This is a genomic window from Yersinia enterocolitica subsp. enterocolitica (assembly GCF_901472495.1).
Taxonomy (GTDB): domain Bacteria; phylum Pseudomonadota; class Gammaproteobacteria; order Enterobacterales; family Enterobacteriaceae; genus Yersinia; species Yersinia enterocolitica.
The window spans coordinates 1,931,332-1,945,825 of the sequence record NZ_LR590469.1; the positions used below are offsets into that span (position 1 = coordinate 1,931,332).

A 14,494-nucleotide genomic window follows, 5' to 3' on the forward strand; every position below is an offset into this window, starting at 1 on the left:
GACTTTACTTAACCTGACATAACCTCCCTGCCGTCACAGTTCTTCCAGTGCTGACTATCATCCTTCATATCGAGATATTGACATTAGAGTAGCTCGAAGCCATATATTTACTGTTCACGATCAAAAGCTGATTCAAGGACACATTAACATGTACAAATTGCCGTATAAAAAAGCGCTGCTTACCTTGGTCTGTCTCAGTATATTTCCACTATTCGGTGCCAATGCCGATATAAAAATGCCCTCCGATTGGCATGGCAAAAAGATTGAAGGCCCACCACAAGGTGCCAATGGCTGCGGTGAAGCACCAGATATATCGCGTATCACCCATAAATATTTGGATGTTCCTTACGCCTCGGTCTCCAATGCGCAAAAAATGGATATCTTCCTACCCGAACAATGGCAGCTAAAGTACCCCGTTATCATCAATGTACACGGTGGTGCATTCTTTGGTTGTGACAAAATGGATAATCAGCTTGTCCCGGCACTTTACGGGCTGGAAAAAGGGTATGCGGTGGTTAATATCAATTACCGACTCAGCCCAGAAGCTGCATGGCCAGCACAGATAAATGACGTCAAAGCAGCCATCAAATTCGTCCGCGCTAACGCTAAAAAATACAATTTCGACCCCGATAATATTGTTTTAATGGGCGGTTCGGCAGGCGGAAACCTGGTGGCATTAGCCGGAGTCTCAGCAGATGTGAAATCTTTAGAAGATCCGGCATTGGGCTACCCTGATGTTTCGACTAAAGTTCAGGCGGTTATTGCCTGGTATCCCCCAATTAATTTCCTGAAGATGGATGAGCAATGGAAGCAAATCGGTATCGATGGACAAAAACATTCAACCGCAGATTCTTTTGAATCTTTCCTGATGAGAAAACAAATCTCGCAGGTGCCACAAGATATTATGGACACCACGAATCCTGAAAAATATATTACCAAAGATGCACCGCCATTTTTGATTCAGCATGGTTATAAAGATTCAGTTATTCCACGACTGCAAAGCCAAGAGTTTGCCGATAAGTTGGCTCAAGCAATTGGGAGCGATAATGTGGAATACAACCTATTAATGGAATCTGATCATGCTGAAGATAAGTATTTCCATACACAGAATAATCTTGAGCGAAACTATGAGTTTCTGTCTCGTCATTTAAATCTTAAATAACAATAATTCTGAGGCTCTTATTGCAAATAAGAGCCTATTAAGAAATACCTTTTGCGATTATCATTAATCGTTGATAAAAAGGAGATACTAATGAATTACACCATAAAAAAGTTTCAAGAGATAACGCGTATCTCTTCTCATAATCTACGGTATTTCGATAAAATTGGCCTATTGGTCCCCAAAAGGGATGCTAATGGATACAGATTATATTCACATGCTCAGATATCCCAAGCTCATATGATCGAAATCTTGCAGGAAGCCAGGATGCCTAATGCCGAGATCAAGGCAGTTTTATCCGATTACTCGTCGTCTGAAAGCATAGATAAAATAAAAAAGGCGCATTCTAAGCTCCTGGTATACCAAGAAAAACTTGCTCAGGTGAGCCACTTTTTACAAAAGCATATTCAGTGCTTAGATGCCATATCAACTACCAAGGAAAATATAAATAACCCATTTATTGAAGATCGTGACAAAGTTGAAGTCGGTATATTGCAACTTCAAACAAGTAATATTTTAGATTTCTTTAAAAAAATAGGTGATATGACCGAAGACTATTCGTGGTATCTGACATCCAATTATGGTTTTCTATTAAAAAGTAGTGACGTTAAATCAGATAACTATCCACTTTCCACCCTATTTTGCGATCACCCAGCCATTATTCATCAATTACCTTATACCCTGCGGTCGGGGAAGTTTGTCAGCATGTGTTGTGCCGGAAGTCTTGAGAACAACGTGAATGTGATGAAATTAAAGCAATATGCCCTGGATTGCGGTTACCGACTCACTGGCGATATTATTATCGAGAATATCAGCGGCCCGGTAATAGAAAAGAAAAAGAGTGATTTTCTCATCAAAATAATGGTGGCTATTCAGTCAGATAAATAGCCACCACTCTTACGCAAGTGATTGTTTGCTAAGATAACTGTTTACTGAGGAGACTGTTGCAGTGTCCAGTTCAGTACCTGTGAGGCCAACTGATTACTCGCCAAGCCAAAAGCATCTACCACTTCATTCATCTGTGCGCCCTTAATAGGTTGCCGAACTTCAAAATGTCGCGTCGCCATAATTCTACGATCTGAAATCCGCACCAGTCGGGCATCAAAACGGATCAGCACTTCACTGTTACCCGCTTGATATACCCCCTGAAATGCTGATAAATCGCCGCTCAGCTCAACATCAGCCTGAAGGCTATCATCGTCACTGCTGACCGCAGGAATACGGCCATCAGTGCGAAACTCCTGAATCAGGCGATTACGCACTAAAATAGGGGCCGGATCAGTCCAACGCGAATTTTTATAGACCGCTATTTCCTGCCCTTCTGGCTGCACAGCAATACGCGAGCTGTTGATAAACTGATTGGTAGCCGGTTGTGACACTCGCAACGACCAATTTACTGCCTGTGCGCGCGGCGCATTGGCTGCGGGCGGCACGGGCAGTAAGTAAACCTGTGATACCGGCGCACTGGGTAAAATGGTACAAGCTGACAGTAACATCGCCAGTCCGGATAACATCAACAGCCGCGCACCACGACCGGTAGAATGCATTATCTTCAGAGATATCATCGAGGCGTAAACTCCTGTGTTCTTTCACGGCCACGCAGCAGAGCCGCAGGGTTTTCTTCCAAACGGGAAACTGCCGCACGCAATGTGGCTAATGTTCTGCGCAACTCATCAACAGCTGGCCCCAATTCATTCATTCCTTGCATGCCATTATTGAGAGAAGTTTGATTTTCACTGACCAATTTATTGAGAATGATGCTGGTATTTTGTAACGATGCCATAGTCTTAGCAGCATCATTAACCAGTTGCTTACCCTGCCCGTCCATCAATCCATTGGCGTTGCGCAGCAAGCGATTGGTTTGCGCCAGTGTCTCATTAGCTTGTTTGCTGGCCTGCGCCAACTGCTGCAACATGGTGCGAATATCCTGACGTTGATCGGCGACAGTTTGGGTGACCAGTGCGAGATTATCCAGTGTGGTGATGAGCCGCTGTTGATTATCAGGTGCCAATAGCTGGTTTAAGCGCATCAGCACTTCATTGGCGTTACTCATGAAATTCTCGCCATTGGCCAGCAATTGGCTCATCGGTGATGGAGTGGCGATAATAATAGGAATTTCGCCATCTTTACCCTCTAACAACGGGCTTGACGGGGTGCTGCTGCTAAATTGAATATTTGAGGTGCCGGTAATACCAGCAACCGTCAGACGGGCTTGGGTATCCTGGCGGATAGGTGTCGAAGCAGAAACGCGAATACGTGCCCAAACCTTATTAGGGTTCTCACTGTCCAAACGCAGTTGAGTCACTTCGCCGACCCGAATACCACTGTACTGCACGATACTCCCTTGAGACAGACCACTCACCGGTTCATTAAAAACAATATCGTAGAGCTTAAACTGGCGATTAGAGCCGGCGTTGGTCAGCCACAGGCAGAATAACAGCGCGGCGCTGACCACAATGAGAGTGAACAAACCAATGACAACATGGTGAGCACGGGTTTCCATCTACAACCTCTCTTCGCTATTAATCGCTGCCGCCGCCTGATAAGCAGCCCGCCCACGTGGGCCATGAAAATACGCCTGAATCCAGTCATCATCAGTGGCAGCCACATTATCTAATGTATCTACCACCAGCACTTTCTTTTGTGACAACACGGCCACACGATCACACAAGGTATAGAGTGTGTCCAGATCGTGTGTCACCAGAAATACCGTAAGATTCAGTGCATCACGCAAGGTGCGGATCAAACTATCAAACGCCGCCGCACCAATAGGATCAAGACCCGCAGTCGGCTCATCGAGAAACAAAATATCCGGGTCTAATGCCAACGCACGGGCCAGAGCAACACGTTTAACCATCCCCCCCGATAGCGATGCCGGATATTTACTGCCCGCTCCCGGCGGTAACCCCGCCAATGCCAGCTTAACTTGCGCTAGCCGCTCGGCCTCGCCACGTGGCAAGCCCGCATTTTCGATTAATGGCAAGGCGACGTTTTCTGTCACCGTCAGAGAACTGAATAATGCGCCACGTTGAAACAATACCCCAAATCGGCGTTCGACCTGGGAACGCGCCTGGCCCGATAAGGTGATTAAATCCTGACCAAATACATGAATCTGCCCAGCGGTTGGACGGCGTAACCCGACAATACTGCGCAACAACACCGACTTACCGGTGCCTGATCCCCCTACCACACCAAGTACTTCACCGCGCTGCACATCAAGATTGAGGTCTTGATGCACGCACTGTTTGCCAAAACAGTTCACCAGATTGCGAATTTGAATGATAGGTTCTTGCGTCATTTGGCTCACCATCCCATTTCCATGAAAAATAGTGCTGCGACGGCATCAAGCAGGATAACCACAAAGATAGAATGCACCACACTGGTGGTGGTGTGTACCCCGACAGACTCGGCGCTGCCGGTGACTTTGAACCCTTCCAGACAACCAATGATGGCTATCAGGAAAGCGAAAATCGGCGCTTTGCTTATCCCCACCAGAAAATGCTGTAATCCATTGCTGTTTTGCATGATGGATAAAAACATGGTGGGCGAAATATCGAGGGCTAAAGCACAGACCACCATCCCACCGAAAATGCCGCAAACCATACCGATAAAGGTCAACATCGGTAATGAGATTAACAACGCCAGCACCCGTGGCAGCACCAACAATTCAACCGGATTTAACCCCAGAGTTTGGATGGCATCGATTTCCTCATTGGCTTTCATCAGGCCGATTTCAGCGGTAAAGGCACTGGCGGTGCGCCCCGCCATTAAAATAGCGGTCAGCAGCACGGCAAACTCGCGTAGGAAAGAAAACACCACCAAATCGACGGTAAAAATACCCGCACCAAAAGTGGTTAATACTGTCGCGCCGAGAAAAGCAATCACCGCTCCGACCAGAAACGTCAGTAGCATAATAATAGGAACAGCATTGAGGCCGATTTGCTGAATATTGGCAATCAAGGAGGTCATTCGCCAACGCGATGGGCGGAAAATCGTGCTGAATAGCGCTTCAAGAGTCAGGCCGACAAAACCCAGTAACGATTTGATGTCTTGCCATAAATTGTCCACCGACCGGCCGGTGTTCGCCAAGAATTCAAGCCAAAATGAAGGTGGTTTCTCTGACGACTCGGAGGCTAAATCAGGTAAAACACGGCTAACGGTTTCCAATAAAGTGCGGCGTTCTTCGGGCAGTTTAGGCGCAAGTTCGCGCAGATGATTAATGCGTTCATCCCCCAGAAGCAGGGCTAACAACGTCGCACCAGCGGTATCTAAAGCCCCTAATTGCGTAAGATCAAAGACCACTGACTGAGGCTGGCTCGCACGAAATTGTGTGACGACCGGCTCCAAGACGCGGTAATGCGCCAGCACCCAATCTCCTTTGATAGAGACCCGGACAGGTTGAGTTGAACTGTCGATATCAAGTTGTGCTGCGAACGGCCGCGCGGTCATAGAGAAAGCCTTACTCTTTATGGGAATACGGTTTTGACATCATTTATCAATCAAAACCCAAATCGCTACCGTAAATAGGTATATCACACACTTAACTAAGAGCAATGGCTAATGAATAAAGAGAGTTGGCAGACTCTCAACTGTTAATAAACAGTTGAGGTTAATGACAAAGTGCCCGTAACGGTGAAAACAGGCAGATCGTAAAGACGCCGTAAAATCGTCCCTGATGGCTCGACCCGCGCCATCCTTGGCGCGGACGCTTTACTCTTCTACCTGCCTTCACCTTGCAAGATCGAGTTGTCGAGGTTTGTCAGCAGTCTGAGGGGCCAGTAGCCCCCCTCAGTCAATGTGCAAATTGCCGTATTTTTTTCCCCGGCATCGCAAACCATACCACGGTCGCCAGCAGGATCAGCAAACCGCTGGCGGTACCTAACACTAAGCTGTGCGAGGCTGAAAAAGCGAGTTTGGCGCTATTGAGCAGCGCGTCATATCCACCAAGATTATTTACTACCTGAATGGTTTCGCTGATAGAAGCACTGGCCTGTTCCGTTAAGCTGGCGGGCAAATCCTCCGGTAATACAATCGAGGATGTATAGGCCCGCGATAGCATCAAACCAAAGATTGCCACCCCCAAACCTGCGCCCAACTCATAAGCCATACCCTCGACGGCCCCCGCTGCACCGGCTTTTTCTGGTGGAGCGGCGCTCATGATTGCCGCCGTGGAGGCCAGCAGTGAGGCTTCAATACTGAAACCGAGTAATATCATCCATCCCCACGCCAGATATACCTGCGTGGCAAAATCTGTCCAGGCCAACCCGAGAAAACTCAATGAACTTAAGGCGATACCGGCACTGGCGACAGTACGTAATCCTAGCCTGGCCACTAACCACCCCGATAGCGGCCCGCTCACTCCGCTGGCAATCATTAAAGGCAGCAGAAATATGCCCGCTTCAAGTGGACTTTTGCCCAACACAAACTGCAATTCTTGCGTCAGGAGTAATTCAAACCCCACCAGCGTTATCATCGCCGTCATTGCCATTGTTATACCAACGGCAATAACTCGCTGACTTATCAGACGAAAATCGATCATCGGGGCAGAGGTAGACAATTGATGGCGCACAAAAGCAAATAGCATCACACCACCAAACAAAGCCGTCAGCGACGTCGTCACCGGGTCGCCATTGCCGCGCAACCCAGTTTTAGCGGCATAGACCAACATCAGGATGGCGGTGATCAATACCAATGCCGGAGCCAATTTCCATGTCTGTTCAGTGCGCATCGGCTGAGTAGGAATAACCACCAATGTGGCAATAACCACCGCGATAATAATAGGAATATTGATTAAGAACACCGATCCCCAGTAGAAGTATTCCATTAATAGCCCACCGACCAACGGCCCCATCGCCGCGCCCATGGTGCCAATAGCTACCCAAATTCCTAATGCTAAAGCCCGCTCGCGTTCATCGGTAAAAATATGGCGCACTGCGGATAAAGTGGCAGGCAGAATCATCGCCGCGCCAATCGCCAGACAGGCACGTGCAGCAATCAACGCGGCAACCGACGGTGCCAAAGCAGCCCCAAGAGAGGCCATACCAAACAGTACCGCCCCCAATAAAGCCAGCCGTTTAAAACCGATGCGATCGCCCAGTGCCCCCATTGGGAGCAATAAACAGGCCATCACCAACGAGTAAATATCGATGATCCACAGTAACTCGCTGCCCGTAGCCGACAAGGCGATCCCCAGCCGTGGTGCAGCCACATGAAGTACGGTTGCATCAATAGAAACGGGGAGATACATCAGAATAATAACGTAGAAAATCATCCACTTTTTAGACATACAAAACGCTCGAATTAGGTATAAATCAGTGTTGAACGCCTGTTCAATTTCGCAATAATAGCGGAAAGTTGAACTAACGTCCAATTCATCACATAATGATGAAAACATTAATGCGTCAGATAAAGGAGTCTCTTTGGCCTATTTGAATCGTGAAGAGCGACATGACACCATTTTGCACGCTGCGATGCGGGTCGCTATAACCGAGGGGATGAACGCTACCACCGTGCGCCGTGTTGCCAGTGAGGCGGGAGTGGCTGTTGGACAAGTACATCATCACTTTACGTCGGTTTCACAACTGCGAGCCGATGCTTTTCTATTATTAGTGAAGCAATCTTTAGCGGCTTTCGCGATAAACAGCCAAAACTTACCGGCCCACGAGCGGGTGCTTCTTGTTCTGGGTTATCCACAAGATGAAGCGGGTAAACGAGAAACTCGCTTATGGAATGAAGTCTCGGTCATGGCCGAGCGCGATGACTTGATTAAAGAGGCATGTGCCATCTCAATGTCGGATTGGCATCAGGCCACCGTCGAGGTGATTGATGCCGGAATAGCCAATAATGAATTCCGTTCAGATATAAGCGCCAGTGATATCGCGTGGCGCTTGATTGGGCTGGTCTGTGGTCTGGATGGATTGACACAATTAACCGAATTAGGTTTTTCGGAAACAGAAATACTGCGCCATCTGACTGCCACGATGAAAGCCGAATTACTAAAAAACCCTTAAGCTAACACCAGCCTCAGTTGGTATCTCACTCGGCGTTTTACCGGAGATACAGGCTATAATGGCTATTTGACCCACCTATTCCCAAAATCATTGGCGTTGTGGCAAGCATCTGAAAACGGCTGCAACATCAAGGAAGAACGGGATTTTTGAGAGCCTACTATGACTCAACAATCTACTGTCGCCGATGTTATCTATTACAACGGCATCATTTACACCGCAGATGCCAATAACCGGGTGTGCAGCACCATAGCACTGGGCCAGGGCTATATTCTGGCGACGGGCAATGATGAGCTTATCCCACAGTTTTCCGGCCCGAAAACCCAACTTATCGATCTGGCTGGCAAGTTTATGATGCCCGGCCTTATTGACAGCCATATGCACCCGTTTTGGGGTGGCAAACAGCTGATCGGTTGTAATCTCAATTATGCCGCGCTGAGTGTTGAGCAGACGCTGGATATTATCCAAAAGCATCTCGATAGTGATCCCTTTAAAGGTGAAAATGACTGGTTGACAGTGCGTGCCTGGCAGCGGCAAGCCATGACACCGGTAGGTGCAGATATGAGCCGTGCCGCCCTCGACTCACTTAATACTCGTCGCCCGGTGGCGTTGTTCTCGAATGACTGCCACACGCTGGCGGCCAATAGTCGCGCGCTTGAGTTGCTGGGGATTGATGAAAATACACCTGTCCCACCCGATGGCAAAATTGCTCGCGACGCGAACGGCAAACTTACCGGCATTTTGGAAGATGCACCGGCCATGCGCGCCTTTGATAGCATCCCTTCCGCCACGCCAGAAAAGAATGTGCAAATTGCCGCTCATGTGCAGCAAGTCTTAAATGCTCAGGGCGTCACTACGGTGATGGATACCCGTGTATTTGCCGAACAATTGGTGGCTTTTCGCCAATTATATGAGCGCAATGAGCTGACTTTACGCGTTTTGGGTGCCAAAGAAGTGACACCAGACAGCCTGCAAGGGCCGGAAGATGCGGCACGCGTGGTACAAGAAGTGGTGGAATTTGGTCGCCTGTGGGGAAATAAAGAGTGGACACCCGCGCCGGGGTTTGCTGTTGATCACTTGAAACTGTTTATCGACGGTGTATTACAGCCGCCGACCATGACCGCCGCCCTGCTCGAACCTTATCGTGCCAACCACGGCACGGCAGAAAACCCAGACTGGCAGCCAACTAAACACTATGGCGACCTCTATTTTACTGCGCCAGTGGTCAATGCCGTCATTTTGGAGTGTGCTCGCGCCGGTCTGCATCCACACACTCACACCGTAGGTGATGGCGCGATCGAAATGGTGTTGGATGCAGTGGAACAGATGCGAGCAGCCTTCCCAGGCAAAGATATTCGGCCGGGGCTGGCGCACAATGAACTGGTGGCAGCTCACCAATATGACCGCTTTGCCAAACTGGGGGCAACTGCCGTGCTCTCTTTCCAATGGGGCGGTTTGCCGGGTGTATTGATTGATGAAGAGCGTGAAATGCTGGGTGAAGCCCGTTTCCAACATATGGAACCCGCGGCGCGTTTCCTCGATGCAGGGGCACGTATTGCTTATGGGAGTGACTGGCCGATTGACCGTTTGGATGAATGGTACAACCTGCAAGTGGGGATGACCCGCCGCGCATGGCATCTTGACGGCAGCCCCGCTGGCCCGCGGCTGGATAATGATCGTGACCTGACGCTGATTGAAACATTACGCTCCGCGACTATTGACGCAGCGTATATGATTGCTAAAGAGCAGTATATTGGCTCACTGGAAGCGGGTAAATTTGCCGACCTTATCATTTTGAATAATAACCTGTTTGAGCAGTCGCCAGAGACAATTTATCAAACTCAAGTGGAATCTACATTGATTGGCGGTAAAGTGGTTTATCAGGCCGGATAAACCGGTGTTTATACCCACCCGAGCCACTGATGTAAGTCAGTGATTCGGGTGATAAATATGTCGAAATCAAAGGCCATTTATCTGGATGACCCAAGTCATCAATCTGGCAAATAACGCGGCAATACCAAGTCGGAAAGGTATTGGCTTTCAAACCTTCCCCCCTTGTGTCAAAATCCGCTCCTTTATCTTTCTATACCCTAAATAATTCACCCTAAATAATTCGAGTTGCAGGAAGGCGGTAACTGAGTAACAAATCGGTCGGGAAGCGATTTGAACCGCATTTATGCTAGCCCGCAGGGTGAGCCTCATGGATGGGCCGAGTAACGAGGGCAGCCAACGCACATGCAGCTTGAAGTATGACGGGTATGCGCTGCATAAAAATGCAGCTTAGCGGTGCTTGTACACACCAGGAGATGATACGGTAATGCCACAAAATATTCAGTTGCGCAGAGTGCTTAAAACCCCCGCGCTGGTCGCTTTCGGGCTGGCCTATATGGTGCCTCTGGGCGTATTTACCACCTACGGACAGGTGACTGTATTAAGTCAGGGGCATCTACCTATTGCCTATCTGGTCACCGTAGCTACCATTTTATTTACCGCCCTCAGTTATTGCCGGATGACTAACGCTATGCCGTTATCAGGTTCTGCCTATTCTTACGTTCAGCGTAGTTTTGGTGGAAAAACCGGTTTTCTGGTGGGTTGGGCGCAAATTTTGGATTACCTGTTCCTGCCAATCCTTAATTATTTAGTTTTAGGCATTTTCTTGCACGAGGCATTTCCGGCGATCCCCGCACCGCTATTTATTATTGCGTCTATTGTCAGTGTCAGCCTATTGAATATTCTCGGTGTGCGCCTGCTCACTTCGGTGAATTTCTCGCTGATAGCGGCGCAAATGGTCTTTATCGTATTATTTATTGCTCTTTCTTTCAGTCAGGCAGATTTAAGCCCGGCTGCGTTAATGAAGCCACTGCTGGTCAATGCCGGTGATATGTCTGGCTTATTATCTGGTGCCGCGGTGCTTTGTCTGGCATTCCTCGGTTTTGATGCCATCGCGACTATGGCAGAAGAAGCTCACGACGCGAAACGCACTCTGCCACGCGCTATTCTGTTTACCGTGATAAGCGCCGGTGCCATCTTTATTGCTGTGTCTTATGCAGCGCACTTGGCTTATCCAGACTGGAAATCATTAATCCCTTATCAGGACACCGCCAGCTTGATTATCTCCGAGCATGTCGGCGGTAAGTGGATGTATAACTTCTTTATGGCCACTTACCTGACCGGTGTTTATGCCTCGGCGATGACCGCACAGACCAGTGTGTCGCGCATCTTCTATGCCATGGGCCGTGAAGGGGTACTGCCGCGCAAAGTGTTCTTCCATCTGCACCGCAAGTTCCATACGCCATGGCGCGCTATTTTGTTCGTGGCGACCATCTCGCTGCTGGCGCTGTTCCTTGACCTGAATTTAGTGGTGTCGATGATAAGCTTCGGCGCACTCGGCGCGTTCACCTTTGTGAATTTAAGCGTTATAAAACACTTTATTTTCAATGAGAAACGTCGTGGTGTTTCAGCCATGTTTAAATACGGGCTGTTGCCAATGATGGGGTTTGTGATGTCGGTGTGGTTGTGGGTTCATCTTGAACAGCGCGCGCTGGAGGTGGGCTTGCTGTGGTTACTGGCAGGTTTTATTTACCTGCTGTGGCTAACGCGCGGTTGGCGTCAATCTCCACCATCGGTTCATCCGGATGATATTTCTCATCTGCTGTGATGTCTTTGGTTTAACTTTGTTAGCAAGATATACCCTATAGATTTCATGGTGCCGGAAGGCGGCAGCAAGATACAAATTGGTTGTAAACCATTTTGAACAGCGCTTGCGCTGGCCCGCAGGGTGAGCCTCTGATGAAGCTCATAATCCCGATGAGCTTACATCAGTAAGTGATTCGGGTTATCGAGAGCAGCCAACACACCTGCAACGTGAAAGATGACGGGTATCTAATTAACTCCGACGCGCCCGGCCAACCGCCTCACCCAACTGCCACACCGCCATCGCGTAATGGGTACTGTGGTTGTAACGGGTAATAGTGTAGAAATTTGGCAAACCATACCAATATTGATAGCCGGTACCGACATCAAGGCGCAACAAGCTGGCTTCCTGATAGTCGCCCAGCGAGCCGGTCGGGCTTAGCCCTACGGCAGATAATGTCGAAATGGGATATTTGGTCTTAAAGCCATTATCGAGATTCGGCGCTTGCCCATTGGCAGGAATAGCCACCGCCGCCCCTTTGGTCCAGCCGTGGGCTTTGAAGTAATTCGCCACACTGCCGATGGCATCCTCCGGATCCCACAAATTGATATGGCCATTGCCGTTAAAATCAACAGCATAATCTTTAAATGACGATGGCATAAATTGACCATAACCCATAGCTCCGGCGTAAGAACCGCGCAGACTAAGTGGGTCATTGCCCTCAGCGCGCGCCATCAGCAAGAAGGTTTCCAGCTCACCAGAAAAATACTCGGCGCGGCGCGGATAAGCAAAGGAGAGTGTTGCCAGCGCATCAATGATACGAGTCTTACCCATCACTCTGCCCCAGCGTGTTTCAACGCCAATGATGCCAACGATAATTTCGGGTGGAACCCCGTAGACCTCATAAGCACGTTGCAGGGCTTTTTCATGTTGATTCCAGAAATTCACCCCATTTTGCACGTTATCTGGCGTAATAAATTGGTTGCGATAGCGGTTCCAGGCACCATTTGGCCCGGATGGACGGCCAGAGGTCGGCGCTTGCTTATCCATCAAGCGGATAACAAAATCCAGTTTTTTAGTTTGCGCTAATACATCATGCAGTTGCTGACGCTCAAAACCATGCTCACGCACCATTTTGTCAACAAAACGGGCGGTATCCGCATTATAGGCAAAATCACCGTCTGGCACGTGACCCACATGTTGCGGTTCAAGTAAAAAACCACTTTGTGTCAGGCTATCTGACGGCGTCGCAACAACAGGAGGCGTCGGCTTGCTGCTACAGGCAGAAAGCAAAATGAGTGAGGGAAGAATGACAGCTAAGTGACGCATCGTATATCCATAAACCATGCCAAAAAGTAATAGCTATGTTAAGTCATTGCCTATAAGGAACAAACAGGAAAATGCAGGATTATACTGGGTTATTTACAATAGGAATCGTACAGTAGCCGGTGTCTGCGCCAGAGGAAAACAGAATAAACCCTTTGAAGAATAATGAATTACAGCAACATCAATGAAACATTTAGTATCAAATAATACGAATGATTTTCACTATCATTACTGATTTCTTTCTATACAATCGACATGTTTCTCCGTTGACTCACTCTCTCGTTTCCTTCTTCGACCTGTTAAAGGATCTCTTTATGAAGTTACGTTTATCCTCTCTTGGCCCTGTTGCTCTGCTAGCTTCCTCAATGATGCTGGCTTTTTCCGCCAATGCGGAATCCAATGACGAAGGTATTGTGGTGTATAATGCCCAACACGAAAATCTGGTGAAATCCTGGGTCGACGGCTTTACCAAAGATACTGGTATTAAGGTGACCCTGCGCAATGGCGGGGACAGCGAGTTAGGTAATCAGCTGGTTCAGGAAGGCAGCGCATCACCCGCAGACGTTTTTCTGACGGAAAACTCCCCAGCAATGGTGCTGGTCGATAATGCAAAATTGTTCGCCCCATTGGATGCAGCAACACAAGCTCAGGTGGCGAAAGAGTATCGCCCTGAACATGGCCGCTGGACCGGCATTGCTGCCCGCAGTACCGTTTTTGTCTATAATCCGGAAAAAATTAGCGAAGCCGAGTTACCTAAGTCGATCATGGATTTAGCTAAACCTGAGTGGAAAGGCCGTTGGGCTGCATCACCTTCTGGGGCTGATTTCCAGGCCATTGTTAGCGCCATGCTGGAACTGAAAGGCGAAAAAGCCACGTTGGAGTGGTTAAAGGCCATGAAAACCAACTTTACCGCTTATAAAGGTAATAGCACGGTGATGAAAGCGGTGAATGCTGGCCAAATTGATGGTGGGGTTATCTATCACTATTACCGCTTTGTTGATCAAGCCAAAACCGGTGAGAACAGCGGTAAAACTCAACTGCATTACTTCAAACATCAAGATCCAGGTGCCTTTGTGAGTATCTCTGGTGGCGGTGTATTGGCGTCGAGCAAGCATCCAAAAGAAGCACAGGAATTCGTGAAATGGATAACCGGCAAATCAGGTCAGGATATCTTGCGCACCAATAATGCTTTTGAATACGCCGTGGGTGTCGATGCTGCGTCTAACCCTAAATTGGTGCCGCTGAAAGATCTGGATGCACCAAAAGTAGAACCGTCTAAACTGAACAGCAAGAAAGTGGTTGAGTTAATGACAGAAGCTGGCCTGCTGTAATACAGTCAACCTGCTGATAATATGTATTTTTAGCCCG

At 48.5% G+C, this 14,494-nt stretch carries 12 protein-coding genes; 6 read left to right on the forward strand and 6 right to left on the reverse strand.

Annotated elements, in window-relative coordinates:
• Positions 1–148: 148 nt before the first annotated feature.
• Both FGL26_RS09110 and FGL26_RS09115 read left to right on the forward strand, forming a co-directional pair.
• Positions 149–1,162 (forward strand): alpha/beta hydrolase, encoded by a 1,014-nt coding sequence (locus tag FGL26_RS09110; protein WP_032912794.1) that lies wholly within the window; start codon positions 149–151, stop codon positions 1,160–1,162.
• A 90-nt stretch (positions 1,163–1,252) separates the two neighbouring features.
• Entirely contained in the window at positions 1,253–2,047 is a 795-nt protein-coding gene (locus FGL26_RS09115) for a MerR family transcriptional regulator (RefSeq protein WP_005172059.1), read from the forward strand.
• A gap of 41 nt (positions 2,048–2,088) precedes the next feature.
• Here FGL26_RS09115 and FGL26_RS09120 read toward each other — a convergent pair whose 3' ends face one another.
• The 5 genes from FGL26_RS09120 to FGL26_RS09140 form a co-directional block, all read right to left on the reverse strand.
• Positions 2,089–2,724, reverse strand: a complete 636-nt coding sequence (locus FGL26_RS09120) for an ABC-type transport auxiliary lipoprotein family protein (RefSeq protein ID WP_005172061.1) — start codon at positions 2,722–2,724, stop codon at positions 2,089–2,091.
• Positions 2,721–3,662, reverse strand: coding sequence for an MlaD family protein (locus tag FGL26_RS09125; RefSeq protein WP_005158681.1), 942 nt, complete (start codon positions 3,660–3,662; stop codon positions 2,721–2,723). The genes FGL26_RS09120 and FGL26_RS09125 overlap by 4 nt, the downstream gene beginning before the upstream one ends.
• Positions 3,663–4,469 (reverse strand): ABC transporter ATP-binding protein, encoded by an 807-nt coding sequence (locus FGL26_RS09130; RefSeq protein ID WP_005172064.1) that lies wholly within the window; start codon positions 4,467–4,469, stop codon positions 3,663–3,665.
• Positions 4,463–5,608, reverse strand: a complete 1,146-nt coding sequence (locus tag FGL26_RS09135) for an MlaE family ABC transporter permease (RefSeq protein WP_032908572.1) — start codon at positions 5,606–5,608, stop codon at positions 4,463–4,465. The genes FGL26_RS09130 and FGL26_RS09135 overlap by 7 nt, the downstream gene beginning before the upstream one ends.
• A gap of 343 nt (positions 5,609–5,951) precedes the next feature.
• Positions 5,952–7,445: an MFS transporter gene (locus tag FGL26_RS09140; RefSeq protein WP_005172093.1), complete on the reverse strand. Its 1,494-nt coding sequence runs from the start codon at positions 7,443–7,445 to the stop codon at positions 5,952–5,954.
• 133 nt (positions 7,446–7,578) lie between these two features.
• Here FGL26_RS09140 and FGL26_RS09145 point away from each other — a divergent pair, with 133 nt between their 5' ends.
• The 3 genes from FGL26_RS09145 to FGL26_RS09155 all read left to right on the forward strand — a co-directional run bounded on the left by FGL26_RS09145 (position 7,579) and on the right by FGL26_RS09155 (position 11,824).
• Complete coding sequence (locus FGL26_RS09145) at positions 7,579–8,169, forward strand: TetR family transcriptional regulator (RefSeq protein ID WP_005172097.1); 591 nt, start codon at positions 7,579–7,581, stop codon at positions 8,167–8,169.
• Between the two features lie 159 nt (positions 8,170–8,328).
• On the forward strand, positions 8,329–10,059 hold the full coding sequence (locus FGL26_RS09150; RefSeq protein WP_005172101.1) for an amidohydrolase: 1,731 nt from the start codon (positions 8,329–8,331) through the stop codon (positions 10,057–10,059).
• A 424-nt stretch (positions 10,060–10,483) separates the two neighbouring features.
• Positions 10,484–11,824, forward strand: a complete 1,341-nt coding sequence (locus FGL26_RS09155; RefSeq protein WP_005172104.1) for an APC family permease — start codon at positions 10,484–10,486, stop codon at positions 11,822–11,824.
• A 228-nt stretch (positions 11,825–12,052) separates the two neighbouring features.
• Here the strand turns inward: FGL26_RS09155 and mltB are convergent, their stop codons facing one another.
• Entirely contained in the window at positions 12,053–13,129 is a 1,077-nt protein-coding gene (gene mltB / locus FGL26_RS09160) for a lytic murein transglycosylase B (RefSeq protein WP_005172107.1), read from the reverse strand.
• Positions 13,130–13,440: 311 nt separating this feature from the next.
• Here mltB and FGL26_RS09165 point away from each other — a divergent pair, with 311 nt between their 5' ends.
• Positions 13,441–14,457 (forward strand): iron ABC transporter substrate-binding protein, encoded by a 1,017-nt coding sequence (locus FGL26_RS09165; protein ID WP_032908574.1) that lies wholly within the window; start codon positions 13,441–13,443, stop codon positions 14,455–14,457.
• Positions 14,458–14,494: the final 37 nt, after the last annotated feature.

What these genes read in the sequence shown, in the direction of transcription:
- FGL26_RS09110 (WP_032912794.1), top strand. Translation starts at nt 149, where the DNA reads ATGTACAAATTGCCGTATAAAAAAGCGCTGCTTACCTTGGTCTGTCTC.
- FGL26_RS09115 (WP_005172059.1), top strand. Translation starts at nt 1,253, where the DNA reads ATGAATTACACCATAAAAAAGTTTCAAGAGATAACGCGTATCTCTTCT.
- FGL26_RS09120 (WP_005172061.1), bottom strand. Translation starts at nt 2,724, where the DNA reads ATGATATCTCTGAAGATAATGCATTCTACCGGTCGTGGTGCGCGGCTG.
- FGL26_RS09125 (WP_005158681.1), bottom strand. Translation starts at nt 3,662, where the DNA reads ATGGAAACCCGTGCTCACCATGTTGTCATTGGTTTGTTCACTCTCATT.
- FGL26_RS09130 (WP_005172064.1), bottom strand. Translation starts at nt 4,469, where the DNA reads ATGGTGAGCCAAATGACGCAAGAACCTATCATTCAAATTCGCAATCTG.
- FGL26_RS09135 (WP_032908572.1), bottom strand. Translation starts at nt 5,608, where the DNA reads ATGACCGCGCGGCCGTTCGCAGCACAACTTGATATCGACAGTTCAACT.
- FGL26_RS09140 (WP_005172093.1), bottom strand. Translation starts at nt 7,445, where the DNA reads ATGTCTAAAAAGTGGATGATTTTCTACGTTATTATTCTGATGTATCTC.
- FGL26_RS09150 (WP_005172101.1), top strand. Translation starts at nt 8,329, where the DNA reads ATGACTCAACAATCTACTGTCGCCGATGTTATCTATTACAACGGCATC.
- FGL26_RS09155 (WP_005172104.1), top strand. Translation starts at nt 10,484, where the DNA reads ATGCCACAAAATATTCAGTTGCGCAGAGTGCTTAAAACCCCCGCGCTG.
- mltB (WP_005172107.1), bottom strand. Translation starts at nt 13,129, where the DNA reads ATGCGTCACTTAGCTGTCATTCTTCCCTCACTCATTTTGCTTTCTGCC.
- FGL26_RS09165 (WP_032908574.1), top strand. Translation starts at nt 13,441, where the DNA reads ATGAAGTTACGTTTATCCTCTCTTGGCCCTGTTGCTCTGCTAGCTTCC.